At 62.4% G+C, this 26,348-nt stretch carries 25 protein-coding genes; 12 read left to right on the top strand and 13 right to left on the bottom strand.

All coding sequences use genetic code 11. The features are described from left to right. Positions 1 to 42 precede the first annotated feature (42 nt). Positions 43 to 1,020, top strand: a complete 978-nt coding sequence (locus OO730_RS04550; protein ID WP_264983395.1) for a hypothetical protein — start codon at positions 43 to 45, stop codon at positions 1,018 to 1,020. Positions 1,021 to 1,090: 70 nt separating this feature from the next. On the opposite strand, the gene polA is transcribed toward OO730_RS04550, so the two are convergent. The 4 genes from polA to cbiR all read right to left on the bottom strand — a co-directional run bounded on the left by polA (position 1,091) and on the right by cbiR (position 6,231). After that, positions 1,091 to 3,733 (bottom strand): DNA polymerase I, encoded by a 2,643-nt coding sequence (polA, locus tag OO730_RS04545; protein WP_264983394.1) that lies wholly within the window; start codon positions 3,731 to 3,733, stop codon positions 1,091 to 1,093. 144 nt (positions 3,734 to 3,877) lie between these two features. Further along, positions 3,878 to 4,873 (bottom strand): DHH family phosphoesterase, encoded by a 996-nt coding sequence (locus tag OO730_RS04540; protein WP_264983393.1) that lies wholly within the window; start codon positions 4,871 to 4,873, stop codon positions 3,878 to 3,880. Between the two features lie 3 nt (positions 4,874 to 4,876). After that, positions 4,877 to 5,386: a bifunctional adenosylcobinamide kinase/adenosylcobinamide-phosphate guanylyltransferase gene (locus tag OO730_RS04535; RefSeq protein WP_264983392.1), complete on the bottom strand. Its 510-nt coding sequence runs from the start codon at positions 5,384 to 5,386 to the stop codon at positions 4,877 to 4,879. Beyond that, entirely contained in the window at positions 5,383 to 6,231 is an 849-nt protein-coding gene (gene cbiR, locus OO730_RS04530) for a cobamide remodeling phosphodiesterase CbiR (protein ID WP_264983391.1), read from the bottom strand. The genes OO730_RS04535 and cbiR overlap by 4 nt, the downstream gene beginning before the upstream one ends. 53 nt (positions 6,232 to 6,284) lie before the next feature. Here cbiR and OO730_RS04525 point away from each other — a divergent pair, with 53 nt between their 5' ends. Continuing rightward, on the top strand, positions 6,285 to 6,428 hold the full coding sequence (locus tag OO730_RS04525) for a hypothetical protein (RefSeq protein WP_264983390.1): 144 nt from the start codon (positions 6,285 to 6,287) through the stop codon (positions 6,426 to 6,428). A 31-nt stretch (positions 6,429 to 6,459) separates the two neighbouring features. On the opposite strand, the gene OO730_RS04520 is transcribed toward OO730_RS04525, so the two are convergent. Beyond that, positions 6,460 to 9,573, bottom strand: coding sequence for a UvrD-helicase domain-containing protein (locus OO730_RS04520; protein ID WP_264983389.1), 3,114 nt, complete (start codon positions 9,571 to 9,573; stop codon positions 6,460 to 6,462). Positions 9,574 to 9,669: 96 nt separating this feature from the next. Here OO730_RS04520 and OO730_RS04515 point away from each other — a divergent pair, with 96 nt between their 5' ends. From OO730_RS04515 to OO730_RS04500, 4 genes are read left to right on the top strand one after another with little or no spacing between them, the layout of a single operon-like run. Next, positions 9,670 to 10,137, top strand: coding sequence for a MarR family winged helix-turn-helix transcriptional regulator (locus OO730_RS04515; protein ID WP_264983388.1), 468 nt, complete (start codon positions 9,670 to 9,672; stop codon positions 10,135 to 10,137). Further along, positions 10,137 to 10,649: a hypothetical protein gene (locus OO730_RS04510; RefSeq protein WP_264983387.1), complete on the top strand. Its 513-nt coding sequence runs from the start codon at positions 10,137 to 10,139 to the stop codon at positions 10,647 to 10,649. The genes OO730_RS04515 and OO730_RS04510 overlap by 1 nt, the downstream gene beginning before the upstream one ends. After that, entirely contained in the window at positions 10,646 to 11,707 is a 1,062-nt protein-coding gene (locus tag OO730_RS04505; RefSeq protein ID WP_264983386.1) for an efflux RND transporter periplasmic adaptor subunit, read from the top strand. The genes OO730_RS04510 and OO730_RS04505 overlap by 4 nt, the downstream gene beginning before the upstream one ends. Before the next feature lie 9 nt (positions 11,708 to 11,716). Further along, on the top strand, positions 11,717 to 14,875 hold the full coding sequence (locus OO730_RS04500) for an efflux RND transporter permease subunit (RefSeq protein WP_264983385.1): 3,159 nt from the start codon (positions 11,717 to 11,719) through the stop codon (positions 14,873 to 14,875). Positions 14,876 to 14,945: 70 nt separating this feature from the next. Here the strand turns inward: OO730_RS04500 and OO730_RS04495 are convergent, their stop codons facing one another. After that, positions 14,946 to 15,242 carry a late competence development ComFB family protein gene (locus OO730_RS04495; protein WP_264983384.1) on the bottom strand — a complete coding sequence of 99 codons (297 nt, stop codon included), beginning with the start codon at positions 15,240 to 15,242 and terminating at the stop codon, positions 14,946 to 14,948. A 155-nt stretch (positions 15,243 to 15,397) separates the two neighbouring features. On the opposite strand from OO730_RS04495, the gene OO730_RS04490 reads away from it, so the two are divergent. Together OO730_RS04490 and OO730_RS04485 are read left to right on the top strand one after the other, a co-directional pair. Further along, a complete protein-coding gene (locus tag OO730_RS04490) occupies positions 15,398 to 16,012 on the top strand; it encodes a hypothetical protein (RefSeq protein ID WP_264983382.1) in 615 nt (204 codons plus the stop codon). A 79-nt stretch (positions 16,013 to 16,091) separates the two neighbouring features. Further along, positions 16,092 to 16,808, top strand: coding sequence for a hypothetical protein (locus OO730_RS04485; RefSeq protein WP_264983380.1), 717 nt, complete (start codon positions 16,092 to 16,094; stop codon positions 16,806 to 16,808). 70 nt (positions 16,809 to 16,878) lie between these two features. On the opposite strand, the gene OO730_RS04480 is transcribed toward OO730_RS04485, so the two are convergent. From OO730_RS04480 to OO730_RS04455, 6 genes are all read right to left on the bottom strand, one after another. Continuing rightward, positions 16,879 to 18,054, bottom strand: a complete 1,176-nt coding sequence (locus OO730_RS04480; RefSeq protein ID WP_264983379.1) for a pyridoxal phosphate-dependent aminotransferase — start codon at positions 18,052 to 18,054, stop codon at positions 16,879 to 16,881. An 82-nt stretch (positions 18,055 to 18,136) separates the two neighbouring features. Next, entirely contained in the window at positions 18,137 to 18,565 is a 429-nt protein-coding gene (locus OO730_RS04475; RefSeq protein ID WP_264983378.1) for an FKBP-type peptidyl-prolyl cis-trans isomerase, read from the bottom strand. 178 nt (positions 18,566 to 18,743) lie between these two features. Beyond that, the gene (gene trpS / locus OO730_RS04470; protein WP_264983377.1) at positions 18,744 to 19,733 is read right to left on the bottom strand and encodes a tryptophan--tRNA ligase; all 990 of its coding nucleotides are present in this window, start codon (positions 19,731 to 19,733) and stop codon (positions 18,744 to 18,746) included. 23 nt (positions 19,734 to 19,756) lie between these two features. Next, positions 19,757 to 20,398: a site-2 protease family protein gene (locus OO730_RS04465; protein ID WP_264983376.1), complete on the bottom strand. Its 642-nt coding sequence runs from the start codon at positions 20,396 to 20,398 to the stop codon at positions 19,757 to 19,759. An 81-nt stretch (positions 20,399 to 20,479) separates the two neighbouring features. Continuing rightward, positions 20,480 to 21,445 (bottom strand): HD-GYP domain-containing protein, encoded by a 966-nt coding sequence (locus tag OO730_RS04460; RefSeq protein WP_264983375.1) that lies wholly within the window; start codon positions 21,443 to 21,445, stop codon positions 20,480 to 20,482. A 161-nt stretch (positions 21,446 to 21,606) separates the two neighbouring features. Beyond that, complete coding sequence (locus OO730_RS04455; RefSeq protein ID WP_264983374.1) at positions 21,607 to 21,978, bottom strand: response regulator; 372 nt, start codon at positions 21,976 to 21,978, stop codon at positions 21,607 to 21,609. Between the two features lie 236 nt (positions 21,979 to 22,214). Between OO730_RS04455 and OO730_RS04450 the strand changes: the two genes are divergently transcribed. From OO730_RS04450 to lepB, 4 genes are all read left to right on the top strand, one after another. Next, on the top strand, positions 22,215 to 22,412 hold the full coding sequence (locus OO730_RS04450) for a ubiquitin family protein (protein WP_264983373.1): 198 nt from the start codon (positions 22,215 to 22,217) through the stop codon (positions 22,410 to 22,412). An 11-nt stretch (positions 22,413 to 22,423) separates the two neighbouring features. Next, positions 22,424 to 23,344, top strand: a complete 921-nt coding sequence (locus tag OO730_RS04445; protein ID WP_264983372.1) for an adenine nucleotide alpha hydrolase family protein — start codon at positions 22,424 to 22,426, stop codon at positions 23,342 to 23,344. A 3-nt stretch (positions 23,345 to 23,347) separates the two neighbouring features. Then, entirely contained in the window at positions 23,348 to 24,367 is a 1,020-nt protein-coding gene (locus OO730_RS04440; protein ID WP_264983371.1) for a glycosyltransferase family 2 protein, read from the top strand. 61 nt (positions 24,368 to 24,428) lie between these two features. After that, positions 24,429 to 25,283 (top strand): signal peptidase I, encoded by an 855-nt coding sequence (lepB, locus tag OO730_RS04435; protein WP_264983370.1) that lies wholly within the window; start codon positions 24,429 to 24,431, stop codon positions 25,281 to 25,283. 1 nt (position 25,284) lies between these two features. On the opposite strand, the gene OO730_RS04430 is transcribed toward lepB, so the two are convergent. Further along, entirely contained in the window at positions 25,285 to 26,307 is a 1,023-nt protein-coding gene (locus OO730_RS04430; protein ID WP_264983369.1) for a Ppx/GppA phosphatase family protein, read from the bottom strand. Positions 26,308 to 26,348 lie beyond the last annotated feature (41 nt).

Raw genomic sequence — 26,348 nt, 5'->3', positions numbered from 1 at the left:
GATTATTCGCTATGCGTGAATGCTGTTAAAATAGGAGTTTGCATGGTGGCTATCCAATCTATTGATGGCTTCATTGATTCTGCCGTTGCCCTTCTAAATCAGGAAATTGAAATTGATGAAGTGGAAATTTCTGATGATTTTATCTGTACCATAACAATCAATGGTGATGAACATAAAGGTTATGTTGATTATGGTTTGGCAAAATTTATTGTATTGCTCCAGAAGAATGCGAGGTCAATAATACGTTCATGCACTCAAGACGTGCCAAGAAGTGAGCAGAAACGAATGATCTCGGATGTGAAAGTTAGAGTAAAAGTAAATGAAGGGTCAACTGTAGTTGATATTTTGCTCGATTATTTATTTGGAGGGGCAGTTCAAAATATGACTGGTGAACAAGCTATATACGCAATATTAATATTGTGCTCTACACTTTGTGGAATGAATGGGCTTTCAGTTATATCTGAAATAAAAAAGAAAGCTAAAGATGAGGAAACTAAACAAAGATTTGCCAACATAGCCGAAAAATTAATCGAAGAACTGCCAAAAATTAACGAGCCGATGCGGGCGTTGGCTAATTCGTTAACAAAGGATGATATCATTTCATTGCCAGCTATTGAGGCCCCATTGAATAAAGATGAAATGAAGGACTTATACAAAGATATTGATCTAAAGAGCGTTCAAACTATTTATATTGACGATGAGTACGAAATATTAGGAGTATCCCTAGATAAAGTTTTCGTTACTGTTAAGAAAGGGAAAGCAAAATTTTCTGCCTCGACCAAAATGCTTAATGGTGCAAGCAAGCAACAGCTATACTCGGCCGTTAAAGCGGCAGGTATCAAAGAAGTGACCACTCGGCTTCCTCTTCAAATAAATATGATTATCGAGGGATTAGATAAGGAATATTACGTCATGGGGATCGGCGATAAGCGTGAAGGAGCTATTGATGTCGAATCTGTAGTCCTGAAAGCTGTTGAAGATCTGTTGTCAGGGGGCTCTAAGCAAGGGACGTTATTTTGAATAATATCATTTAGTCAGTCAAAAGTGCCCAATCTTGAGATCGGGTACTTTTGACCTAGGGGATTGCCATCTAATGCGCCTCAGCCCAGTTCTTCCCAACCCCTAAATCCACCTTGAGCGGGACGTCCAGTTTCGCTACTTCCTGCATGATTTGTTTCAGCCTTGCTCCGGCGGCCTCGATGTTGGCTGCCGGGGCTTCTACTATGAGTTCATCGTGGACCTGGAGGATGAGTTGGGCGCCGAGTTCTTGGAGTTGTTTGTCCTTGTGGGCCGCGACCATGGCCATTTTTATTATGTCGGCGGCTGAGCCCTGGATGACCGTGTTTACGGCCTGGCGTTTTGCCTGGGAGGCGAGTTGGTTGTTGCGGGAGTGGAGCTCCGGGAGCAGGCGGCGGCGTCCGGCGAGGGTGGTGACGAAGCCGTGTTTTTGGGCGTCCTCCACGATGGTGTCGTAGTACGCCTTGAGGGTGGCCATCTTCTCGAAGTACTTGTCCGTGAAATCCTTGGCCTCGTTCTGGGTGATCTTGAGCTCGCGGGCCAGCTTCTGCACGCCCATGCCGTAGATCAGGCCGAAGTTGATGGTCTTGGCCCCGCGCCGTTCCTCGGTGGTGACCTCTTCCACGGCCTTGTCGTTGAGGAGCGCGGCCGTGCGCGCGTGGATGTCCTCGTCGTGGCGGAAGGCGTCGATGAGCGCCGGGTCCTTGGAGAAATGGGCCAGCACGCGCAGCTCAATTTGGGAATAGTCCGCCGCAGCCAGCAGGTTGTTGTCCGCCGCGTTGAAGCAGGCGCGCATCCTCGGGCCGTGCACCCCGCGAATGGGGATGTTCTGCAGATTGGGCTGGGAGCTTGAGAGCCGCCCGGTGGCCGTGGACAACTGGTTGAAATGGGTGTGCAGCCTCGAATCCTTGTCCACCAGCTTGGGCAGGGGTTCCAGGTAGGTGGAGCGCAGTTTTTCCAGCATCCGGTATTCCAGGACCGCCTCGACAATGGGGTGCTGGTCGCGGATTTTCTCCAGCACCTGGTTGGCCGTGGAGCGCAACCCCGTGCTGGTCTTGGAGCCCGCCTTGATGCCCAACTGATCGAACAGGACCACGGCCAGCTGCTGGCTGGACCGGATGTTGAACTCCTCGCCCGCCATCTCGATGATGGACCGGGTCAGCCCGGACAGCTGCTCGGACACGTCGTCGAGAAAGGCGCGGAATGCGTCGAGGTCCACCGAGATGCCCGCCTGTTCCATGGACACCAGCACCGGGATGAGCGGCAGCTCAAGGTCGCGCATGAGCGGGTTCAGTTCCGCGCCGCGCACCTGGCCCTCGATGCCGCGCATGTAGGCCAGGGCGGCCAGCCCCTCGGATTGCGGGTGCAGGTCGCGGGATACGTCCGCAAACTCGCTGCGCCCGTCCTGGAACATGGACTGCTTGAGCCGCGTCCAGGTGTAGTTGCGCGACTCCGGATCGAGCAGGTACGCGGCCAGGCTCAGGTCGAACCACTGGCTGGGCAGGATGTGGCCCCAGGCGTCGTCCGCCCGGAGCAGGTCCTGCACCGAGGGCGTGGCGATGATCGAGGCATGCTCCACCGCGCGCACCAGGTCCGCCGCCGGTCCTGTGTAGCGGTAGTCCGTGTCGTTCAGGCCGATGAAAAATGCGTCGTCCGCAAAGGTCAGGCCCACGTCCTCGCCGCCCAGGTTGGGCAGGGCCGCCGCGTCCCTGATCTCGGTCACGGCCATGGGTTCCTCGGCCTTCTCCTTCGCGGGCGCGTCGCCGAACAGGGAGAGCATGCCGCCGTCACCGGCCGGGGACGCGGGTTTCGCCGCTGCGGTCGGGGCCGACTTCTGCGGGCGGGGCATGCTGCGCTGCAACCCGCGCAGTTCATACTCCTCGAAGAACGCGGCCAGCGCGTCCGGGTCCATGTCCCTGACCGCGAAGTCCTCGACGGGGGTGTCGCAGGAGTCGAGCTTCATGCGCGTCAGCTCGCGGTAGGTGAACACATTGTCCAGTTCGGGCTCGACCTTCTCGCGCAGCTTGTCCGGGAGCTGGCCGATGTTGTCGCGCAGCTCCTCCAGCGTGGGGCCGGTGGCCGCGAAAATCTTGCGCGCCGTGACCGGGCCGATCTTGGGGATGCCGGGGATGTTGTCCGCCGAGTCGCCGATCACGGCCTGGAAATCCGGCCAGGTGTCGGGCTCCATGCCCTCGGCCTCGCGGAAGGACTCCAGGGTGTGGATGGTCTCCTTGCGCCCGTGCTGGCTGACCATGACCACGTTGTCGTCCAGGCACTGCTTGATGTCCTTGTCCGAGGCCAGGATGATCACCGGGCGGTCCGTCTTGTAGCGGTTGGCCAGGGCGCAGATGCAGTCGTCCGCCTCCACGCCGTCCGTGACCATCAGCGGCAGGCCGAGGAGCTCCACGCCCCGGCGCACCGGCTCCACCTGCTCGACCAGGGGCTCGGGCATGGCCGGGCGGTTGGCCTTGTAGTCGCCGTACACCTCGTTGCGGAAGGTCGGGCCCTTGCCGTCCATGAGAAAGGCCACGTGGCTGGGGCGCTCGTCCTTGAGCAGGTTCATGAGCACGCGCATGACCGTGTTGATGGCGTTGGTCGGGAAGCCGTCCGAGCGCGACAGGTCGGCGCGGGCGTAAAAGGCGCGGTAGAGCAGGGCGGTGCCGTCGATGAGGTAGACGGGTTCGGTATCGAGATTCAGACGTTCTTTGATGGACATGGGTGCTCTCTTTGGTTTCGGTCTTTCTACAGAAAAACGGCGGAACCTGCCAGTGCGGACGGGCGCGGTCCCGCATGAAAAATCGGGCCGGAGCGCAGGTGCGCCCAGGCCCGGGATGGTCTTGTCGTCAATTTCGTGAAGCGGCTAGATTCTTCTGATCTCGCCCTTCTTGCCGTGGCCGAGGCGCTTGAGCATGAAGATTTCCGGGTCCTTGTCCTCCAGCTCGCTGAGCGGCACCTCGGCCCGGGCCGCCTGGGAGTGGCCGCCTGCGGAGCCGAGCCCGTTCATGAGCTTCTGGGCCATGGTGCCCATGTTCCGCCGCTGGCCGTCGCCCCGGAAGATGGACACCAGCTTGTCGTCGGCCGTGCCGGACACCACCACCCACGGCACGTCGTGCACCCGGGTGAAGAAGTCGGCCACGATGACCAGGATGTCCGGGTTCTCCACGTTGCCGCAGTAGGCGAACAACCCCTTGCCGATGCGGCGCAGGTTGTAGAAGGCGCGGGAAATGTAGCGCATCCAGTCCAGGTGGAACTCGCTTCGGCTGATACGGTTCATGAGCTTGGAGTCCGCGAACTTGTTCAGGTACTTGAAGGCGGCCATGTCCGCGTCGATGAACTCGCGCTCAAAGGTCTTGGTGTCGCAGCGGATGCCGTACATGAGCGCCGTGGCCAGCAGTTTGGCCGGGCGGATGTTCATGTTGTACAGGTACTCGGTCATCATGGTGCAGACCGAGCCGTACTGCGGGCGGATGTCCACGAAATCCGCCGTGACCAGGTTCTCCTGGGACAGGGGATGGTGGTCGATGACCACGGAAAAATCGAGGCCCTTGAACTCGGGATTGTGATGGGGCTGGGAATCCACCAGCGCGAACTTGTCGAACTGGGCCGCCAGGTTCGGGATGAGTTTCTGCGTCGGGATGCGGCAGTAACGGATCATGGACAGGTTGTCAGGCCGCTGGATCTCATTGATCTGGGCGATGGCCGCGTTGTTCACGCGGCGGGTCATGATGCGTTTCAGCGCATAGGCCGAACCCAGCGCGTCCGGGTCGGCGTTGATGACAATCAGCCATCTGTCGTCCTTGTTGAGCAGGCCGAGCAGTTGGTCGACGTGGTCATCAAGTTGTCGAAACAGTGCCACAAGCTAATCCTGTTTCAGGGTTAACGGCAGTCCGGCCGCCACCAGGTAGACCCGGTCGGCGATCGCGGCGATGCGCTGGTTGAGCGCGCCGAGACTCCGTACGAACTCCCGGACCTCACTGCCTGCGGGCAGGGGGCCGAGCCCGGTCTCACAGGAGACCAGTATCAGGTCCGCGTCGTTCCAGCCGTCCAGAACGTCGAGAAATTCCTGAATTTTTTCCGTCTCGCTACCAGCCTCGCGGCAACTGAAGAGCCAGTAGTCCAGGCTGTCCACAATCAGCGACGGAAAGTGCAATTTAGCCTGTTGAAGCGTTTGAGGCAACCCTTGGGAAACCTCCATGACCTCAATGCCGGGGGCGCGATTTATGCGGTGTCGCCGGATTTGCTCCCGAAATTCGAGGTCGCGGGCCTTGCCAGTGGCGATAAACAGGGGCGGTTTGTCCCCTTTGGTCGGTAAACCGAGCGCAAAGTCGGACTTGCCGGATTTGTTGCCCCCCAGAATCAGGGTGATCATTTTTCGTCCCTCCACGATGCGAGCCACTGGCCGAGTTGGTCCAGGGACTGAAAAAGCCCTTTTTCGTTGAACACTTCCAGGGTCACTGTCGCGTCCGGAGCCTGGGCGAGCAGGGTGCGTAACAGTTTCCGCCCCGCCTTGTCCAATCGGGGCAGGGGGTGGTGTTGCATCCGTTTCTCCCCGCCGTAGACGTGCAGCATGCGCACGGTGGGCCACAATCCGGGCAGGTCGAGGATGTCGAACTGGTCGTAGGCCAGGATGTGGCCGATGTCCAGGCAGGTGGAGAAGCCGCCCTCCGCGATCTCCTCCCAGATGGGCGTCAGGCTGTACCCCCGGATGTTCTCGATGAGGAACAGGGCCGGGTCCACGCCCTTGTCCCGGAGCCGTGCGGCCAGCGGCAGGAGCATGTCCGGCGCGGTGGGCGGGTGCAAAACATGCCCACGGGGTGCAAGAAATGCCGCCTTGTCGACCAGGCCGTCGATTTTTCGCCACACCGGGTCCAGCCCCTCGTTCCAGTCCAGATCAAGGGGCATGTGCACGTGCCAGGAGCAGTCGAGGTCGGCCAGCGCGGGCGGCAGGTCGTCGTCCGTGTAGGCCAGGCAGGCGTCGGCCTCGAAAAAAAGCAGTGCGATTTCAGGGAAGTAATCCGCCAGGAACAGGCTGTTCTCCCCGACTCCGGCGGGCAGGACAAAGGACGGGGCCGCGATGGTAAAGGGGAAATCCGCGTTCCATTTTTCCCGGACAAATTCCACGGAAATCGGACGATCGCCGGTGTATTCCTGCCGGGCGTCCGGGGTGTTATTCGGCTTGTGGCCGGTTTTCGTTGAATTTGTCGAATCGGGCATGGCTATTGCAAAGTTTTGGTCAGAACGAAAATCTTGCTTTCCAGGAGACGGCCATGAAGACTTTCAGGCAATATTGCCAACATATTTTCAATCCGCTGCACGTGTTCTGCCGGTTGCGCCAGGCAGGCGTCCATTCCGGCGCCGCCATGAACGTGTGCCGGGTGTACGAGCGCAGCGTCTACCGTCTCTTCCGCTAGGTTCGCTTTCCCTGCGTCCGAACCGGGCGCGTCAATCCAGCAATCCGAGTTGTTTTTCCTTGGTCACCTTGCGTGCGGCCAGGGTCGATTTCGTGACCAGTTCTTCCGGGATTTCGCGTAGGTAGCGTGATTCAGGCAGGTTGAGGGTCTTGCCGTAGAGTTGCCGCGAGTCGGCACGGCTGATGTACAGGTTGCGCCTGGCCCTGGTCATGCCCACGTACATGAGGCGGCGTTCCTCGGCGAACTTCTGGCCCCGGCCCGGGGTCAGGGTGACCTTGGCCGTGAGCAGGTCCATGCCCGCGAACGGCAGGATGCCTTCTTCCAGGCAGGGCATGAACACGGCCTCGAACTCCAGCCCCTTGGCCGCGTGCAGGCTCATGATCTGCACCTTTTCTGCGGTGTTGCGGATCAACTCCAGCTCGGTCTGCAGGGACACCCAGTTGACCAGCGCCTGCCAGCCTCCCCGGTTGTCGAACTCCTTCTTGAGCTCCTTGAACTGGCGGCTGTCCCAGAAAAACTGGTCGAACGGCGGGGTCTCGCTCAGGTAGGCGGCCAGCCCCACCGGGCCCTTGGCGATGATGTGGTCCGGCACGTCGAGCACGTCTTCGGCCCCGGTCAGGGTCATGCCCAGGAACTGCTCTGCGGCCCGCAGGATGCCGGCCACGCGCGGCTCCTGCCAGAACCCCTCCATTTCCGGGACGGACACGGGCAGCCCGGCCCGCTTGAGGGCCTTTTCCAGCGGCGGGATGAGCGCCTTGAACCGGACCAGCACGGCGATGTCGCCGGGGGCCAGGTCGCCGGCCCCGTCCTGATCGGCCATGGAATGGCTGGTGGCCCCGATGAGCCGCTTGATCCTGTCGGAAATCCAGGTCGCCTCGCGCAGCCCGTCCGGGGCCTCGAACAGGTGGACCGAGGCCTTGATGTCGCGGTGGGCGGTGAGGCGCGGCGCGTCCGGGAACAATTTGCCCGCCGCGTCCAGGATGGTCTGCCCGGAGCGATAGTTCTCGGTCAGGGTGATCACGGAAAGGTCGGGCCAGAACGCCTTCAGGCGCGCCTCGGCGTCGTCCACCGCGCCCCGGAAGCCGTAGATGGACTGCTTGGGGTCGCCGATGCAGAACACGCCTTCTCCCGTTTCGCGGGAAATGCCTTTGATCACGGCCAGTTGCAGCGGGGTCAGGTCCTGGATTTCGTCCACGAGCACGTCGGTGTACGGCATGCGGAAGGTGGGCGCGCCCGATTGTTCCAGCATGAATTCCAGCAGGTCGGTGTAGTCCACCAGGTCCCAGTGGTTTTTCTGGTTGCCGTAATTGATGTGCGCCTCTTCCATGTCTGCGGGCAGGTCTTCCAGCTGTTCCCGGGCCATGATGTACTTGTTCCAGAAATGATCGAGATTCTTGCCCGTGAATTCGGGGTTGACCTCGGCGAACAGCTTCTTGGCCGAGGTCTCGGGCAGCACGATGGGCGTCTCGGAATAGGCGTGCTTCCAGTAGTCGAAGCACAGGGAGTGCAGGGTGCCCGCCTGGGGCATCTCCGCGCCCTCGCCGCGCAGGGACTTGAGCCGGTTGCGCAGTTCCTGGGCCGCCCGCCGGGTGAAGGTCAGGGCCAGGATGCGCTTGGGCCGCACCCCCTGGTCCATGAGTCGGCCCACGCGGCCCATGAGGGTCTGGGTCTTGCCCGTGCCGGGACCGGCCAGGACGAGCACCGGGCCGGGACCGGCGTCGATGGCTGCCTGCTGTGCCGCATTGTAGGAGATGGGCCCTTCTGCCTGCCGGGCTGTGGACAGCACGGGGCAGGGCGCGGCCCGTTCGCCCACGTCCGGGCGGGCGTCCGGGTGGCCTTCCGGCCGGGCCAGGGAGACGAGTGTGGACCCGTTCTTGATCTGGGCGCGCTCTTTTTCCGAGAACACGGTGATCACGCCGTACTCGCCGTCGAACCCGGCCTTGCGCAGGACCTGGCCGTCGCGCATGCGGGAGATGCCCTCGCCCAGGTGGCAGGAATAGCGGTTCAGGTCCTCGGCGGGCACGCGCTGGAGGATGTCCAACTCGTTGCCGAATTCGCGGATCAGCTGCATGTACAGCTTGTTGACCTTCTTGGAGGTCGGGCCCACGCCGACCACTTCGGACAGGATTTCCTTGAGCGGGATCAGGGACGTGAAGCCCGGCGCGCCCGTGGGCTGGACCGGTTCTTCGCGGTCGGCCAACTCCAGCACGCGGTTGTACACGCCCACGGTCACGGGCTTGCCGCAGACCGGGCAGATGCCGTCGCGGGCGATGGTCTCGTGCGGGTCCATGACCACGCCGCACTTGCGGTGGCCGTCCATGTGGTACTTGCCCTCTTCGGGGAAGAACTCCACGGTGCCCAGAAATTTGTGGCCCAGCCCTTCGCTGCGCAGGGCCCGGTAGATGCCCTCATAGGACATCTCGCCCCGGAACAGGTTGGCCTCGCGGCCCAGCTTTTCGCCGGAGTGGGCGTCGGAGTTGGAGATGAGCTTGATGCGGTCCAGCTCGGACCAGGTCCAGTTCATCTCCGGGTCCGAGGAGAGCCCCGTCTCCATGGCGAAGATCTCGTCCGCGTAGTCGCCGAAGCATTCGCGGATGGAGTCGAAGCCGGACTTGGACCCGAACAGGGAGAACCAGGGGGTCCAGATGTGGGCCGGGACCAGGAAGGCCATGGGGTGGGTCTCCAGCACCATGTCCATGAGGTCGCGGGAGTCCAGGCCGAGAATGGGGCGGCCGTCGGAGGCCAGGTTGCCCACCTGGCCGAGCTTCTCGTTGAACCGCCTGACCGCATCGAGGTCGGGCATGTAGACCAGGTTGTGGACCTTGCGCACCTTTCCGCCGCGCTTGTATATGGAACTGATCTCGGTCTGGAGCATGAACCGGGTGCGCCCGGGGACGTCGCCGCCGAACGTGGGAATCTCGGTTTCCAGGCCTCGGGGGTTCTTGAGGGTCAGCAGCCCCTTGCCGTTGTCCTCCAGGTGCTCCTCGATTTCGGCCAGCCATTCCGGGTGCGTGAAATCGCCCGTCCCGAGCACCGAGAGTCCCTTGAGGCTGCCCCAGGCGGCCAGGTTGCGGATGGTCAGGTTCTTGCTCGTTGCGCGGGAGAAACGGGAGTGGATGTGGAGGTCGGCGGTGAATCTTTCCATGGCCGGAACAGTATAACCATACTTTTTTTATTGCAACCCGGCAGTCCGGTAAAAATGGGTTGACCGGGGTGTTTGTTGCAGATACAACTTTCCCTTATGTTAGATAAGTTGAACCCCAGGGAGTCCCTCGGATTCCTGGCCTGGAAGGTTGCCCGGCTCAAGACCAACGATCTGGCCGCCCGATTCGTCGAGGCGGGCATCAGGATCACCGTGGAGCAGTGGCGCGTCCTGATTCCGTTGTACAAGATGGACGGACTGACGCAGGGAAGGCTGTGCGAAATGCTGTCCCAGGAGAAGACCGGGGTCAGCCGCCTGGTGGCGGCCCTGGAGAAGCGCGGCTACGTGCGCCGGGAACACGGCAAGGACGACCGGCGGGTGAAGTACATCCACATCACCGATGCCGGGCGCGACCTGATGGCGGCCACCATGGACATGGCCCTGGCCAACATGGGGAGCCGTGAGGGGCACGTGGACCCGGAGGAACTGGCCATCTGCAAGAAGGTCCTGTGGGAGATCGTCGAACCCACCATCGACGAGGGGTGTTTTCTTCAGGAGGAAGAGTGATGCGGCTGACTGCAGCGGGGCAGAAATGGCTCAAGGGGTTGCATCTCTTTGCCGTGGCCTGCTGGATCGGCGGGGGCGTTTCCCTGCTGGTGCTGTTTTTTCTCAAGCCAGGCGTGGGCGACGGCGGGGTGCTTTACGGCATCAACCAGGCCGCCCATCGCGTGGACATGGGCGTGGTCGTGATACCGGGCGCCTTCGGCTGCCTGCTCACGGGGCTGGCCTATTCGCTCCTGACCGGATGGGGTTTCTTCCGGCACGGTTGGCTGATCTTCAAATGGACGGTCACGGTGGCGGCAATAGTGTTCGGGACCGTCTGCCTCGGCCCGTGGGAAACGGCCATGACCGACATCTCCGGCCGGCTCGGCATGAAGGCGCTGGCGGACGCCGCCTATCTGTACAACGAGAATATGAATTTCATATGGGGATGCGTCCAGGTGGCCATCCTCGTTGCCACGGTCTTTGTCTCCATATTCAAGCCGTGGAAGAACATTTGGAAAAAGAGTGAGAGATGAAGAGATTTCTTGGCAGTCTGATCGTTGTGAGTCTGATCGCGGCACTGGCCGCGCCCGCCCTGGCCCAGCAGGACCGTCCCGCGACCCCCGTGGTGGTGGACAAGGTCACTTCCGGCGACATGGCCCCGCAGACCGAGTTCATCGGCACGGTGTATTTCACCGAGACCTCCGAGGTGGCCGCCGAGGTGGACGGCAAGCTCGTCTCCCTGGCCGTGCAGGAAGGCCAGCGCGTGCAAAAGGGCGATCCGCTGGTGATCCTGTCCTCCGACATCCTGGATCAGTCCATTGCCAACGCCCGCGCCCTCATGGACCAGGCCCAGGCCGATTACGAACTGGCCAAGCTGGAAAACGAGCGGACCACCAAGCTGTACCAGAGCCGCACCGTGGCCGAGGGCGAGTACGATTCCAAGCGGCTGGCCGCCATGTCCGCGCAGCAGCGGGTCGCGGCGGCCAAGGCCACCCTGAACCAGCTGCACATGGAGCGTTCCAAGAAGACCATCCGCGCCCCCTATGACGGCGTGGTCATCGAGCGCAAGGTCTTTCGCGGCGAATGGGTGTCCAAGGGCTCGGTGGTGGCAAGCGTGGCCCGCGACGACGAGGTCGACGTGGTGGTCAACGCCCCGCGTGAGGCCTTCGGCGTGGTCAAGCCGGGGCTTGCGGTCAACATCGCCGTGGCCGGCAAGGAGATGTCGGGTACGGTCTTTGCGGCCATCCCCAAAGGCGACGTGACCACCCGCACCTTCCCGGTGAAGATCCGCGTCCGGAATGACGGCTCCCTGGCCGAGGGCATGGAGGCCCGCGTGGTCCTGCCCAAGGGGTTGGGCGGCAAGACGCTCATCGTGCCCCGGGATGCGGTTATCTCCGCGCGCGGCCAGTTGGTCGTCTGGGCCGTCGTGGACGGCGCGGCCGTGCCCATGCCCGTGCGCGTCATCGGCTACCGGGGCATGGAGGCCGGGGTGCAGTCCGACGCCCTCAAGGAGGGCATGGACGTGGTGGTCAAGGGCAACGAACGGCTTCAGCCCAAGCAGCCCGTGGCCGCGCAGCCGGTCGGGAAGTAGGGGGACGCGATGGATATTGTCGGAACCGCCATACGCAAGCCCGTGGGCGTCCTTGTCGGGGTCATCCTGGTCGTCATGTTCGGCCTGGTGGCGCTCCTGGGGCTGCCGTACCAACTTTCGCCGAACGTGACCGAGCCGGTCATCACCGTGACCACCACCTGGGTGGGGGCCACGCCGTATGAAATGGAGCGCGACGTCGTCGAAGAGCAGGAGAAGGTGCTCAAGGGCATCCCCGGCCTGATCAAGATGGAGTCCTCCAACTACAACGCCCGGGCAGAGCTGACGCTCAAGTTCGAGATCGGCACCGAGATCGACAAGGCCCTGTTGCGCGTGTCCAACAAGCTCGACGAGGTGCCGGATTATCCCGACGACGTGGACCGGCCCATCATCTCCGCAACGGGCGCGTCCACTTCGCCGGTCATCTGGCTGATCCTGGAGACCCTGCCGGGCAACGAGCAGGACGTCACCACCTACCAGACCTATTTCGAGAACGAGATCAGGCAGTACATCGAGCGCGTGGAAGGCGTGGCCGACCTGTTCGTGGGCGGCGGCCGCGAGGACGAGATGCACATCGTGATCGACCCGGTCAAGCTGGCCTCGTACAACCTGACCGCCACCGAGCTGATCAACGTGCTGCAGGGCGAGAACGTGTCCGTTTCCGCAGGCACCCTGGGCGTGGGGCGGCGCGACTTCCGCATCCGCACTCCCGCCGAGTTCAAGACGCCCGAGGACATCGAGTCCGTGGTCATTTCCTCGTCCGGCCAGTACCGCGTGACCCTGGGCAACGTGGCCAAGGTATCCCGCGGCAACGAGAAGCACTCGGTCGCCATGCGCTACAACGGCGAGACAGGCATGGTCGTCGGCATCCGGCCCGAGCCGGGCACCAACGTCCTGACCATGACCGACAACGTGCACCAGGTCGTCGAGGACCTCAACGCGGGCCCCCTGGCCGAGCACGGCGTCCGCTTCAACTGGGTCTATGACCAGCGGCCGTACATCAACGGCGCCATCGACCTGGTGCGGCAGAACATCATCATCGGTTCGATCCTGGCCATCATCGTGCTCTTCGTCTTTCTCCAGTCGGTGAGCTCGACCATCATCGTGGCCGTGTCCATCCCGGTGTCCATCGTCGGCGCGTTCATCATGTTCGCGGCGGCCGGGCGAAGTCTGAACATCGTGTCCATGGCGGGCATCTCGTTCGCGGTCGGCATGCTGGTGGACAACGCCATCGTGGTCCTGGAAAACGTGGACCGGCACCGGCGGATGGGCAAGGGGCCGTTCGAGGCCGCCTACGACGGGGCCACCGAGGTCTGGGGCGCGGTGTTCGCCTCCACCCTGACCACCGTGGCCGTGTTCCTGCCCGTGGTCTTCATGGAGCAGGAGGCGGGGCAGTTGTTCAAGGACATCGCCATCGCCGTGACCTGCGCCATCCTCCTTTCCCTGTTCGTGTCGGTCCTGGTCATCCCCATGTTGGCCAACCAGTTCTACCGCATCGCCGAGAGGAAGAGCGAGAAGAAGGGCGACGGCCCGAGACAGCCCGCCGGATTGTCCCTGGTCAAGCGGGCCCTCAAGCCCTTGACCGCATTGGGCGGCAGGGTGGCGGATTTCGTCATGAAGCTGCTCTCCCTGGCCATCGACAACTGGAAGAGCCGGTTGATCACGGTGGTGGGCCTGGTGCTTGCCTCGGTGTTCATGGTCCTGACCATGTTCCCCAAGATGGAATACCTGCCCCAGGGCAACCGCAACCTGATCCTGAACATTCTCATCCCGCCGCCGGGGCTCTCCTTCGAGGAGCGCGACGACATCGGCAAATACGTCTTCGAGCAGGTCAAGCCGCACTTCCGCAAGAAGGTGGACGGCATGCCCGGCGTGCTGGACCTGTTCTACGTGTCCGCGCCGACCATCAACCTGTTCGGCGCCATGTCCGACGAGGAGCAGAACTCCCGTCCCCTGATCCCCATGTTCATGCGGGTCATGAATTCCATACCCGGCATGTTCGGCGTGTCGCTCCAGGCTTCCATCTTCGAGCAGGGAATCGGCGAGGGCCGCGTCATCAACGTGGATTTCTCGGGCGACGACCTGAACCAGCTGGTGGCCGTGGCCGGGACCATGTTCGGCATGACCATGCAGAACATCCAGGGCGCGCAGATCAGGCCCATCCCGTCACTCGAGCTGCTCTATCCCGAGGTCCGGTTCCATCCCTACCGCGACCGGGTGCGCGCGGCCGGGTTGACCGCCGAGGACCTCGGTGTGGCCGTGGACGTCATCCTCGACGGCCGCAAGATCGGCGACTACAAGGAAGAGGGCAAGAAGAAGGTCGACCTGGTGCTCAAGGCGGCCAGCGAGGACGTGGCCACGCCGGAAGAACTGTACTCCGAGCTGGTGGCGACCCCCAACGGCTGGGCCGTGCCCCTGTCCTCCCTGGCCGAGATGGAGAACACCTACGGCGTGACCCAGATCCGCCATCTGGAGCGGAAGCGGACCATCACCCTGCAGGTGACGCCGCCTAAGGACATGCCGCTTGAGCAGGCCATGGACACCATCGACCAGCAACTCCTTCCCGGCCTGGAGCAGACCGGCCTGATGCACGGCGTGACCGTGCAGCTGTCCGGTGCTGCCGACAAGCTGACCGTGACCAGGGACGCCCTCAAGTGGAACTTCCTGCTGGCGCTGATCATCACCTACCTGCTCATGTCCGCGCTGTTCGAGAACTTCATCTACCCGTTCATCATCCTGTTCACCGTGCCCCTGGCCGGTGCCGGAGGGTTCCTCGGCCTGAAGCTGGAGAACCTCCTCATCGCGCCCCAGGCACTGGACATCCTGACCATGCTCGGGTTCATCATCCTCATCGGCGTGGTCGTGAACAACGCCATTCTCATCGTGCACCAATCGCTGAACAACATCCGCGAGCACTCCATGGCCCACAAGGAGGCGGTGCTGGAGGCGACCCGGACGCGGCTGAGGCCCATCTACATGTCCGCCACCACGTCCATCTTCGGCATGCTCCCCCTGGCCGTTGCCCCGGGCCCCGGTTCGGAGCTGTACCGCGGGCTGGGCGCGGTGGTGCTCGGCGGCCTGGCCCTGTCCACCGTGTTCACGGTGTTCGTCATCCCGGCCCTGCTGATGTTCGTCATCGGCATGGAGAAGCCCGGCTCGAAGTCGGCCTAGGTCCGAAGCAATCAAAAAGGCGCACGCCCCCAAGGGAGCGTGCGCCTTTTTGCGTTTTGCCGGAGTCGGGCTATCTGTCCGCGCGGGTGGGGTTGTCCAGGACCCGTTCCGCTGCGGCGCGAATCTTTGCGCGGATTTCGTAATTCGACAGCCGGTTGGACAGGACGATGGAGCCGGGCTGCGCATAGCCGGCCGGTATGAGATTCAGGGCCAGGGCGTAAATGTCCTGAATGTCCAAATCCTCGAAGATGAAGTCCCCGAAGTATTCCTCCAGGATTTCAGGGATCAGTTCGGCGACGCGTTTCTCATTGCGGTTGACGATGTTGCTGACGTCGATGCCGTTTATGATCAGTGGATGCTGGCCCATGTAACTCACCTCGTGATGGTTTGGCGGTATCCGCCCGTTTATCCAAGCATACCCTTGTTTGGCGGGGTGTGCAACGCATCTGGTACGGTTCGTGCTTCACATTCTCGTGTGCCGGGGCGCGATGGGCGTCCGTGCGACCTGCGGAGGAAAGGAGTATGTCTACGCAACGTATTGAACATACTGTACAAGAGTACACGTATAAGCGGCCCAAACGGGCCCGCGAGGACGTGGAATTCCCCCTTGCCCCGGAGACGTCAAAAAGCCGTCAGGAAGACGGGACGGACTCCCGGGATGCAACGCGCGGGCGCATCCTGGCGCTGCTCAGGCAGGTGGAGGGGGAGGGGCAGGGCTCGCTCTCCTTCGCCGACGTGATCGCCCATCACGAGGCTGTCCAGTCCCGCTGGAACAGCGAGGTGGGCGAAGACCTGGCCGAACTCGGGGTGAACGTGGACGCTGTGTTCCGGCTCATGTACGACCCGGCGGGCGTGGTCACCGTGGCTGGCGGCCATTCGGACCAGGAGATGATCGACAGCTATTTCATCGCCAACCCGGGCAAGGTCCGCGAGCTCGGGGAGATTCTGCAATACGGCAGGCTCGCCTCCGCAGCCGGGACCGGGCTCAACAGGAACGAGCTGGAGCAGCCCCGGAGCGCCGAGGCCATGACCGAGTGGTATGCGTCCAACGTGAACCCTGCGTCCCTGTCCGGCGGGGGCGGGATGCTCTTCGGCGCGGGCGGCACGGTCTACCGGGGCCTGGACATCCGGGTCTGATTATCCTGCCTTTCTTGACACGATCCTTTTTTTTCGCCTAACCAGTTTCGGTAAATCCGAGTTCTCTGGAGGAATCGTCATGCTCAGAATGTCGGCTGTCCTGTCGCTTGTCCTGTGCCTGCCTCTGGCCGCGTTTGCCGGTGAGGCCGTGAATATCGATACCCTGGCCGGGCAATGGTCCTACGGCCAGACCGTGTCCAACGACGTGTACGTGGATGCGGTCGAGCTCGTCCCGGGCGAAAAGGGGCTTGGCGGGGTCATGACCTATATGGACGGGGAGGAGACCCGGCAGGACGTGTTTTCGAATTTTGCCGTGGACAAATGGGGGCGGATCACGTTCGTGACTACCCGGCCCAACGGCAGGGTGGCCAAGCACAGCGGTGAGCTGTGCAACAACGGCAACACCGTCCGGGGGAACTACAACCTCGGGTTCGGCGTGGGCGGGCGGTTCGTGCTCGATCGGTTTGTGGACGGCGCGCCGCCCTCGATGTGCGGCCGCTGGGAATACGGAATCATCAAGCCCGGAGACGGGAAAGCCGTTACCGGCGACGCCCTGCTGCTGGGTGATTCCAGCGGCCTGTTCGAAGGCTACCTGCATTACCGGACCATCGACACCTCGCCCAAGAAGATAGAGGGCAGGGTGGCCGATGACGGCACGCTCCTCTTCGAAATCTACGAGAAAAAGACCTACGTCCACCAGGGGCGGCTCGATGAAACCGGCACCGCCGTCGAGGGGACCTGGGCCGATTCCGGGCCCGGCAAGGGCCGCTTCACCATGCGGAAATTCACCGAATGACGACCGGCGCAGATCGCAAAAAAAGGGCATCCGTGGTTCGGATGCCCTTTTCCTTTTTCGCGGGAGCGGCTTACGCGTCGGCCTTGAGGTAGCCCTCCAGCCTGTTCATGCCTTCCTCGATGTTCTCCATGGAGGTGGCGTAGGAGAAGCGGATGAACCCTTCGGCGCCCTGGCCGAAATCGATGCCGGGAGTGACGGCGATCTTGGCCTTTTCCAGGATGTCATATGCCAGTTCAAGGGAACTGCCGCCGAATTTTTCGGCCAGGTGACGCATGTTGACCAGCGCGTAGAATGCACCCGTGGGCTCGTGTTTGATGGTGAACCCCATGTCCTTGAGCCGCTTGATCAGGTACACGCGCCGCTTGTTGTAGGTGTCGCGCATGCGCTCGACGTCCGGTTGCGCTTCGGTCAGGGCGGCCACGCCGCCCCACTGGGCCATGGTGTTGGCCGAGATGAAGAAGTTCTGGCAGAGGTTCTGCAGGGTGCGCATGAAGTGCGGGGGGGCGATGAGGTAGCCCAGCCGCCAGCCGGTCATGGCATAGGCCTTGGAAAAGCCGTTCAGGACGAACGCCTTGTCCGTGAACTCCAGGATGGAGTGCTCTGTTCCTTCGTACACCAGGCCGTGGTAGATTTCGTCCGAGACCACCCAGATGTCCCGTTCCTCGGCCAGTTCGGCGATGGCCTGCATGCGCTCTTTCGAGAGCAGGGTGCCGGTGGGGTTGGCCGGGGAGTTGATCAGGATGGCCTTGATGTCGCTGTTCTCGTCCAGGGCCTTGCGGATGGCCGACACCCGGTACTGGAACCCGTCGTCCTCGGAGACCGGGACCTTGACCGGCTCTCCCCCGGCGAAATTGATGAAGTTGTCGTAACAGGCGTAGCACGGGTCCGAGGTGATGACCTTGTCGCCCTGCTCCAGGATGGTGGAGAACAGGGACAGCATGGCCGGGCTGGTGCCCTGAGTCACGGCGATGTTGGCCGGGTCGACGGTCACGCCGTACCGGGTCCGGTAATCCTCGGCGATGGCCTCGCGCAGTTCCAGGATGCCCAGGGAGTGGGTGTAGTGGGTGCGGCCCGCCTCCAATGCCCGGCAGGAGGCGCGGTTGATGCAGGCGGGCGTGTCGAAGTCCGGTTCGCCCACGCACATGCGGATCACGGATTGCCCCGCCTTCTCCATGGCCTCGGCCTTTTCGTTGAGTTCCATGACCAGAAACGGGGTGATGTCGCGGCAGCGTTTGGAAATACTCATGGTGATGTCCTGATATGAACGGGAAACCCCGCCCCGCGCCGAGTCGGCATGAGGCGGGGTGTATTAATCGATATGCAGCTATTTAGGCTACTTCCACAACCTCGATATCAAACACGAGGGTCTGGCCTGCCAGGGGGTGGTTGCCGTCCAGGGTGACCAGTTCCTCATCGAATTCGGTGACGCGGACATAGGCGGGCTGGCCGTCCTCGGTGCGGATTTCCAGCATGATGCCCACTTCCAGTTCCACGTTGGGAGGGAGCTGTTCCTTGCGCACCTGGAAGACCAGCTGGTCGTTGGGTTCGCCGTAGCCTTCCTCGGGCGGAATCTCCGTGGTGACCGTATCCCCGACGGATTTGCCGAGGACGGCCTTCTCGAAACCGGCGATGACCATGCCTTCGCCCAGCTTGAATTCCAGGGGATCGCGTCCTTCGCTGGAGTCGAATTGGGAACCGTCGGCTTTCAGCGTTCCGGTATAGTGGACCTTGACCGTGCTGCCGTTCTGAGCAGTCATAGCGTCTCCTGTGATGTGCCTCCGCACGCCCAGCCTGAATCGTGGCGGCGCATTAGCGCCATTCGGCGGGAGCGGGATGTTTGCCGTCCAATGGAACGGTTGCCGGGGGCGTTGATTATTTCGATACTCTATCGCGTATTCGCGTTACTTACAAATGGGCGGCCTGCGGCAGGCCGTTTTAGAAGTCGAAGTTCAGGACCCGGCGGACTTCGTCCATGGTCCGGGCCGCGAATTCGCGCGCCTTTGCGTTGCCGGCGTTCAGGATGTCCCGGACCATGTCGTCGGAGCAGGCGGCGCGGCGTTCCTGAAGGGGCGTGAGGAACGCTTCCAGGGACTCCATGAGCACCTTCTTGCAGTCCACGCAGCCCCAGGTGGCGTTGCGGCAGCCTTCCTGAATCTCGGGCAGCCGGGCCGGATCGGTCATCAGCTTGTGGTACGGGTACAGGTTGCAGACGTTGGGGTCGCCCGGATCGGATTTCCGGAGACGGCTTTCATCGGTCTTCATGCCGCGCACCTTGGGCAAAATCTCCTCGAGGGGCTCGGAGAGCATGATGGAGTTGCCGTAGCTCTTGGACATTTTGCGACCGTCCAGGCCGTCCAGCTTGCATTCCTCGGTGAGCATGTCCGCCGGTTCCGGGAACAGCTCGGTGTTGTTCAGGTGGTTGAAGCGGCGGGCGATCTCGCGGGTCAGCTCCAGGTGCGGCAGCTGGTCCTTGCCCACGGGCACGGCGCACGGTTTGTACATGAGGATGTCCGCGCTCATGAGCACGGGATAGCCGAGGAACCCGAAGGAGTTCAGGTCCTTTTCCGCCAGCTGTTCCTTCTGGTCCTTGTAGGTGGGACACCGCTCAAGCCAGCCCAGCGGGGTGAACATGCCGAGCAGCAGGTTCAACTCGGCGTGTTCCTTGACCATGGACTGCTGGAAGATGCTGCACTTTTCCGGGTCCAGGCCCGAGGCGACCCAGTCCTTGACCAGCCCGGGCACGAAGCCCTTGGTGCGCGTGGGATCGGAATATTCGCTGGTCAGGGCGTGCCAGTCGGCCACGAAATAGAAACAGTCGTACTCTTCCTGAAGTTTGACCCAGTTGGCGATGACGCCGAAGTAGTGGCCGAGATGGAGGGGGCCGGTAGGCCGCATGCCTGAAACGATGCGTTGTCTTTCGCTCATGGTGATGCTGTGTGGCTAGAGGGTTACATGGGAATCCCGAGAAGGGATGCGAAGCCGGTGACAAAGGGCAGGATGATCTCGCCCACCAGGCTGAACCCGGTGAACCGTCCCAGCAGGATGACGCCGATGAGGATGATGAATCCGTACCGGCTCAGGCTCATGTACTTGTACGCGGCCCGGGGTGGAAGAAAGTACGCCACCACGTTGCTGCCGTCCAGCGGCGGAATGGGCAACAGGTTGAACGCGCCGAGGATCAGGTTCACGAACACCCCGAAGTAGGTGATGGCGTAGAGTGAACTGCGGCCGGTGACGCCGAAGGCCCCCAGCATGTGGAAGGCCAGCGCGAACAGCGCGGCCAGGGTGAAGTTGATGCCCGGCCCGGCCATGGCGGTGTACATCATGCCCTTGCGCGGGTCGCGGAAATAGCGGGCGTTGACCGGCACCGGCTTGGCCCAGCCGAACTGGACGAAGAAGAAGGCCAGGGTGCCGAGCGGGTCCAGGTGCTTCAGGGGATTGAGGGTCAGCCGCCCCTGGGACTTGGCCGTGGGGTCGCCGAGGAGATAGGCCACGTATCCGTGGGCCACCTCATGGAAGACCAGGGCCACGAGCAGGCCCGGCGCCATGACCGCGTAGCGTTGGATGTCGGCCGAAGTGAAATCGAACATGCGAAGCGGCTACCACGTAAGGGGGTGGCGCGGCAAGGGGAATATCCCGGGCGGGCTGACGGGCAGGTGCGTTCCGGGCGGTCAGACGATTTTCGCCCTGGACAGAAGTTTGATCAGCCGCTTGAGCATATCCGGCTCGGCCAGCCCCGGGGTGTCCATGATCCGCTTGAGGGCGTCGAAGGGAGCCATCGCCCGCCGGTAGGGAAGGGTCCGGGTGAAGTTGTCGTACACGTTGCACAGGGCCACGGCCTTGACCTCGAGGGGCAGGTCGTCCGGGGTCGCCTTGGTCGGGTAGCCCTTCCCGTCGGGGCGTTCATGGTGGAACAGGATGCAGTTGGAGGCGATGACCGGCAGGTTGAAGTACGAGCAGGCGCGGACGCCCAGCATGGGATGCAGGGCGAGGATGGCGTGGTCGTCCGGAGAAAGGGAGGCCGGGTTTGCGGCGGTGATGTCCCGGGGCAGCTCCGTCTTGCCGATGTCGTGGAGCAGGGCGCCCATGCCGCAGGCCAGGGTCTCGTAATCGCCCGATCGGTATTCCTGGAGCAGGTTGACCGTGTAGACCATGGTGCTGATGCCGTGGTGGTAGGTGTCGTATCCCTTGCCCATGAACTGGGATAGGTGGCGGAGCGAATCCGGGGACTGCATGAAGCCGGAGCTGTTCTGGAGGAGGCTTTCGAACCGCTTGTACCGATTGGCAAACGCCGGTCCGGGCAGATTCTTTTCGAACAGCTCCCGGCCCATGGCGATGGCCGTGTTGGTCCACGCCTTGGTGCGGTCATCCAGGGGGATAGACTCGTCTTCAAGAAGGGCGCGGATGTGCTCCGTGAGATATTGGCGATACAGCTCGATGTCGCGGGTGGCTATATAGAGCTTGGTGATGTTGTTGAGCAGTTCCTGCCGCTTGTCCCTGGACAGCTTTCTTCCCTGGCCGTTGAACAGCACGTAGCTGTTGTCGTGGCGGAGGTATATTTCGAAATTGCCCTGGAAATCGGGTCGGATGGTGAGGGGGGAAATGGGCGTGTAGTGCTGTTTGGTCTGGTTTGCCATTCCGGTCTCCTGTGTGCGGGCAGGGGGCGGGCCTTCATGCGACATGGGGCACGATACCATGCCGGATGGCCGAAATATACCCCCAAAAGGGAAGACGCCCCGCTGCACACACTCAGCGGGGCGTCGGTCCAAAGGGTTGAAGAAGGAGTATTGCCGAAAATCTAGACGCCGGCCTTGGTAAGGGCCATGCGGACCTTGTCCTTGAGTTCGGACAGGTCCACGGACTTGACCACGTAGTAGTCCGCCGCGATGGATTTCAGATCATGCTGAAAGGAGTCGTAGGCAGTGGAAAGGATGACCGGAATCTGCTGGTCCTTGGTACGGATTTCCTGAAGCAGGTCGAGCCCGGACCGGTTGACCCCGAGCTTGATGTCCAGAATGACGATGGTCGGTTTCTCCCGGCTGATGACATCGAGGATGTCCTCTTCGCCGTCCGAAGTGGCCACCGTGTATCCCTCGGCTTCCAGCTCTTCCCTGTAGAGCATGCGTATGTGCTTTTCGTCGTCGACTACGAGAATATTCGCTTGAGTCATGAGGATTCCTCCTTGGGGCGTTAGCCTCGCTTTCAACATAGGCGATAGATTACTTTTGGGTCAACATCGGTTTTGTTTTTTCTTGAAAGATTATCATCTGCCTCCCGCCGGAATCGATTTGGGCCCGCCATTTCCGCCATTACCCGCCAAAGAGGAGGGTTGAACTCCGGGGCCGACCTGCGTAGTGTCCCCCCACCTGTCGGCCGTCAAAGCGCCTGCGGGAAGGAGAAAACCATATGATTACCGTCAAACTGGAACCGGACGGAAAGGTCATCGAGATGTCCGACACGCGCTCGGTGCACGCTGTGCTCAACAAATTGCAGCTCCGTTCCACCATGGCCATCGTCGTCCGTGACGGCGAACTGCTCACCCCGGACCGCATGCTGAAAAACGGCGACGCGCTCATGGTCCGCAAAGTCACCTCGGCAGGCTAGGGGGAAGCGCCATGAAATGCATACGCTGCAAAGCGCCCGCCCACGTCGCCCTGCCCAGTCATCACTCCGGGTTCTGCAAGGATTGTTACCCGCTCTTCTTTACCAAGCAGGTGGAAACCGCCATCCGCCGCGAGAAGATGTTCACCTTTGACGACCGCGTCCTGGTCGCCCTGTCCGGCGGCAAGGATTCCCTGGCGCTGATGCTCGAGCTGCATCTGCAGGGTTACGACGTCACCGGCCTGCACATCGACCTCGGCATCCCCGACTCGTCCGAGAAGGCCCGCAAAAAGGTGGAAAACTTCTGCGACCTGCACGGCCTCACCCTCGAAGTCTTCGAGATGGCCAAATGGGGGTTGCCCATCCCGGACGTGAAGGCGCACGTCAAGCGCCCGGTCTGCGCCGTCTGCGGCAAGATGAAGCGCCACCACTTCAACCGCATCGCCGTGGAGGGCGGCTTCGACGTCCTGGCCACCGGCCACAACCTGGACGACGAGGTGGCCCGGCTGTTTGCCAACACCCTGCGTTGGGACACGGCGTACCTGTCCGATCAGGGGCCGGTCCTGCCCGCCGCCGAGGGGTTCGTGCGCAAGGTCAAGCCGCTGTTTCGCCTGAGCGAGTTCGAGACCGCCAACTACGCCTTCATGAAGGGCATCGAGATTCATTCCGATCCGTGCCCCTATGCCTCGGGCGCGAGCTTCACCGGCCACAAGGAACTGTGGGGCGAGCTTGAGCACCGCAGCCCCGGCCAGAAATTCCAATTCTATCAGTCGTTTCTCAAGACGGGGAAACCCGCCTTCGCCGCCATGGAGAAGGAGACCGGGGCCACGCTCGCGCCGTGCGCCGAGTGCGGTTCTCCCACCAGCGCCGAGACCTGCTCGGTCTGCCGCATCAAGGCGGCGGTCCGGGAAAGCAAGGCCAAGGACGCCGGGTAACCGATGGCCGCGCCCCGCGTTTCCGTGACCATGCCCTGCTACAACTGCGGGGACACCGTGGGCAGGGCGCTCGATTCCCTGCTGGCGCAGACCCTTGCGGATTTCGAGGTGGTGGCCGTGGACGACGGCTCCACGGACGACACCGGGGCGGTCCTGGCGGAATACGCCCGCCGGGACCGCCGCGTCCGTACCTTCGCCGTCAACCACGGAGGCGTGATCGCGGCGGCCAACGCGGCCATCGACGCGGCGCGGGGCGCCTACATAGCCCGTATGGACGCGGACGACGAATCCCTGCCCGGGCGGCTGGCGGCCCAGGCCCGGCTTCTGGACGACAACCCGGACATCGGCCTGGCCGGCTGCCGGGTGCGTTTCGGCGGTTGCCGGGAGAACTGCGCCGGGTACGCCCACTACGTGGACTGGACCAACACGCTCCTGACCCCGGACGCCATCAGCCTGAACCGGTTCGTGGAATTTCCGGTGCCCAACCCGTCCATCATGTTCCGGCGCGACTGTCTGGAGGCGCACGGCTCCTATCGGGACGGCGATTATCCCGAGGACTACGAGCTGCTCCTGCGCTGGTCGGAGGCAGGGGTGCGCATGGCCAAGGCGGACGCGGAGCTGCTCGTCTGGAACGATCCGCCCGACCGGCTGTCCCGCACCCATCCGCGCTACGACGTGGACGCCTTCTACCGCATCAAGACCGAGTACCTGGCCCGCTGGCTGGCCGACAACAACCCGCACCATCCCACCGTGCACATCCTCGGCTCGGGCCGCACCACGCGCAAGCGCGCGGACATGCTCCTGGCGCACGGCGTCGAGTTCGCGGCCTATTACGACGTGGACCCGCGCAAGATCGGGCATGTGGTCAACGGGGTGGAGGTCCGGGACCGCGCCGATGTGCCGGAGCCGGGCGGGGCGTTCTGCGTCCCCTACGTGGCCAGCCGCGGGGCGCGCGAGGATATCGCCGGGTTCCTCGAAGGGCGCGGATACGTCCTGGGCCGGGATTATATCCCCGCCGCCTAGCCATCGTTTCCGATCTCTGGCATTCTCTCACCGACCCCACAGAAACACGCGAGAGGCAGCCATGAGCGAACCGTCCCCCGATACCGTCGAATCCCGTCCCGTGAAACCCCGCAAGCCGTGGCTGGCCGGGCTGTCGTCCCTGCTCGCCACCGGCGTGGGCCAGGTCTACAACGGCCAGTGGAGGAAGGGAGTGGGCTTTTTGGCCGCAGAGCTGGTCTTCGGCCTGCTCATGATCCCGTTTTTCAAGGATTTCACCTCCATGCTCATCCTCCTGGCGTTCCTGCTGGGATTCAACCTGTTCGTGGCGGGCGAGGCCTATGCCACGGCCAGGGGCATGCGGGCCTTTGTCCCGGGGCGGTCCAACCGGTGGTGGATTTATGCGGCCTTTCTGGCGGGCGGGCTGGGCCTCGGCCTGGTGTTCGACCAGGTGGTCACGGGACGGTTCTACCGGACCTACAAGGTCCCGTCCCGATCCATGGTCCCGACAATTCTGGTGGACGACCATTTCATGGTCGAGATTCTGGGCGCGGACGATCCCGTGGAGCGCGGGGATATCGTCATTTTCCGTTCCCCGATCGGGGATGAGCGGGATTTCGTGAAGCGGGTGATCGGCCTGCCGGGCGAGACCGTAGAGATTCAGGGGCAGGCGGTGTTCATCGACGGGGTGGAGCTGGACGAGCCCTACGCCCTGCACGCCAAGCCGGGCGTTGTTCCCGGACCGGACGATTACGGGCCGGTCATCGTGCCGGAGGGGACCTGTTTCGTGCTTGGGGACAATCGGGCGGAGAGCTTCGATTCCCGCATGTTCGGGCCGGTGGACAGGAAGACGATCACGGGCCGCGCCCTGTATATCTATTTCCCCGGCAATGCTGGCGGCGAAGGGTGGGGCCGCCGGCTGGGCATGAAGTTCGAGTAGCCTACCAGAATTCCCGCGTGGTCAGGAGGCCGTGGGCCTGGTTGATCTTGAGGGGATGCACTTCGGTGATGCCCAGGGCATCCATGTAGCCGAGGACCAGGATCAGGTTGGTGAACCGGGTGGCTGCATATTCGCTGTCGAAATCCTCGTCCGGCCTTCCGGTCCATTTTTTCAGTGTCGCTTCCACTTCTTCGCGGGTGAAGGAGGGTTTGCGGTCGCCCATGACTTCGGGGATGGAGTAGTAATGGACTCCGCCGATGCCGGCCACGAGCATGTTGCCGCTGCGGATTTTCGCCTTGAGCACGGTGGGGACGGCCACCATGGCGTGGGCCTTGATGTAGGCCAGGGCCTGGTTGACTTCCCGGGAGCTGACCGGGTTGGGCGTGGTCGTGGTGTCCGGGTTCTTTTTCTGGATGATCTCGATGACCGCGTTCTTGAAGGTGACCGAGGCCATGGAGTCGAGATAGAAGAGCAGGCCGCCGTCGGTCCTCCGGGCGGTCATCTGCATGCTGCCGCCGCCGATGTCCCAGACCAGCAGTTCCCGTGAGGCGGTCCCGAGGGCCTGCTGCGCGGCATGGAAGCTCAGCATGGCCGCCTGCTGTTCGGATATGACCCGGCTCTGGATGCCGGTTTCATCCTCGATGCGCACGAAATATGCCCGGCCGTTTCTGGCCTGGCGGAATACGGACCCTCCGGCGGCCGAATATTCCATGGCCTTCAATTCGTCCGCTTGCCGCTTGATCCGGATCAGGGCGTCTATGCCCTTGTCCATGATGGCCGCACTCAGATTGGAGTCGTACGAGCGGTCGAGGTCCTCGGCGAAATCGATCTTTTCGGACAGGGTCTCGATGATTTCGACCACCCGGCCCGAGGCGATGTCCACATCGGCCACCGTGCACTTGATGGCTGCGGAACCGACGTCAAATGCAGCCCGCCGAACCACCGTGGCGTCCTGGGCCTGGCCGATGGCGGCAAACAAGAGGCAGGCGATGCAGCCCGCGAGGATCGTGATGCGTTTTATCAAGAGCGTGTCCTTCCCTGTGGAACATTCAATAATGTCGTATA

Source organism: Pseudodesulfovibrio portus (assembly GCF_026000375.1).
GTDB lineage: Bacteria > Desulfobacterota > Desulfovibrionia > Desulfovibrionales > Desulfovibrionaceae > Pseudodesulfovibrio > Pseudodesulfovibrio portus.
This window is presented reverse-complemented; position numbering and strand designations above follow the sequence as displayed.

What these genes read in the sequence shown, in the direction of transcription:
- OO730_RS04440 (WP_264983371.1), top strand. Translation starts at nt 23,348, where the DNA reads ATGGCCGCGCCCCGCGTTTCCGTGACCATGCCCTGCTACAACTGCGGG.
- OO730_RS04450 (WP_264983373.1), top strand. Translation starts at nt 22,215, where the DNA reads ATGATTACCGTCAAACTGGAACCGGACGGAAAGGTCATCGAGATGTCC.
- OO730_RS04525 (WP_264983390.1), top strand. Translation starts at nt 6,285, where the DNA reads ATGAAGACTTTCAGGCAATATTGCCAACATATTTTCAATCCGCTGCAC.
- OO730_RS04495 (WP_264983384.1), bottom strand. Translation starts at nt 15,242, where the DNA reads ATGGGCCAGCATCCACTGATCATAAACGGCATCGACGTCAGCAACATC.
- OO730_RS04490 (WP_264983382.1), top strand. Translation starts at nt 15,398, where the DNA reads ATGTCTACGCAACGTATTGAACATACTGTACAAGAGTACACGTATAAG.
- OO730_RS04500 (WP_264983385.1), top strand. Translation starts at nt 11,717, where the DNA reads ATGGATATTGTCGGAACCGCCATACGCAAGCCCGTGGGCGTCCTTGTC.
- lepB (WP_264983370.1), top strand. Translation starts at nt 24,429, where the DNA reads ATGAGCGAACCGTCCCCCGATACCGTCGAATCCCGTCCCGTGAAACCC.
- OO730_RS04510 (WP_264983387.1), top strand. Translation starts at nt 10,137, where the DNA reads ATGCGGCTGACTGCAGCGGGGCAGAAATGGCTCAAGGGGTTGCATCTC.
- OO730_RS04550 (WP_264983395.1), top strand. Translation starts at nt 43, where the DNA reads ATGGTGGCTATCCAATCTATTGATGGCTTCATTGATTCTGCCGTTGCC.
- OO730_RS04520 (WP_264983389.1), bottom strand. Translation starts at nt 9,573, where the DNA reads ATGGAAAGATTCACCGCCGACCTCCACATCCACTCCCGTTTCTCCCGC.
- trpS (WP_264983377.1), bottom strand. Translation starts at nt 19,733, where the DNA reads ATGAGCGAAAGACAACGCATCGTTTCAGGCATGCGGCCTACCGGCCCC.
- OO730_RS04475 (WP_264983378.1), bottom strand. Translation starts at nt 18,565, where the DNA reads ATGACTGCTCAGAACGGCAGCACGGTCAAGGTCCACTATACCGGAACG.
- OO730_RS04445 (WP_264983372.1), top strand. Translation starts at nt 22,424, where the DNA reads ATGAAATGCATACGCTGCAAAGCGCCCGCCCACGTCGCCCTGCCCAGT.
- polA (WP_264983394.1), bottom strand. Translation starts at nt 3,733, where the DNA reads ATGTCCATCAAAGAACGTCTGAATCTCGATACCGAACCCGTCTACCTC.
- OO730_RS04485 (WP_264983380.1), top strand. Translation starts at nt 16,092, where the DNA reads ATGCTCAGAATGTCGGCTGTCCTGTCGCTTGTCCTGTGCCTGCCTCTG.
- OO730_RS04535 (WP_264983392.1), bottom strand. Translation starts at nt 5,386, where the DNA reads ATGATCACCCTGATTCTGGGGGGCAACAAATCCGGCAAGTCCGACTTT.
- OO730_RS04465 (WP_264983376.1), bottom strand. Translation starts at nt 20,398, where the DNA reads ATGTTCGATTTCACTTCGGCCGACATCCAACGCTACGCGGTCATGGCG.
- OO730_RS04515 (WP_264983388.1), top strand. Translation starts at nt 9,670, where the DNA reads ATGTTAGATAAGTTGAACCCCAGGGAGTCCCTCGGATTCCTGGCCTGG.
- OO730_RS04505 (WP_264983386.1), top strand. Translation starts at nt 10,646, where the DNA reads ATGAAGAGATTTCTTGGCAGTCTGATCGTTGTGAGTCTGATCGCGGCA.
- OO730_RS04480 (WP_264983379.1), bottom strand. Translation starts at nt 18,054, where the DNA reads ATGAGTATTTCCAAACGCTGCCGCGACATCACCCCGTTTCTGGTCATG.
- OO730_RS04460 (WP_264983375.1), bottom strand. Translation starts at nt 21,445, where the DNA reads ATGGCAAACCAGACCAAACAGCACTACACGCCCATTTCCCCCCTCACC.
- OO730_RS04455 (WP_264983374.1), bottom strand. Translation starts at nt 21,978, where the DNA reads ATGACTCAAGCGAATATTCTCGTAGTCGACGACGAAAAGCACATACGC.
- cbiR (WP_264983391.1), bottom strand. Translation starts at nt 6,231, where the DNA reads ATGCCCGATTCGACAAATTCAACGAAAACCGGCCACAAGCCGAATAAC.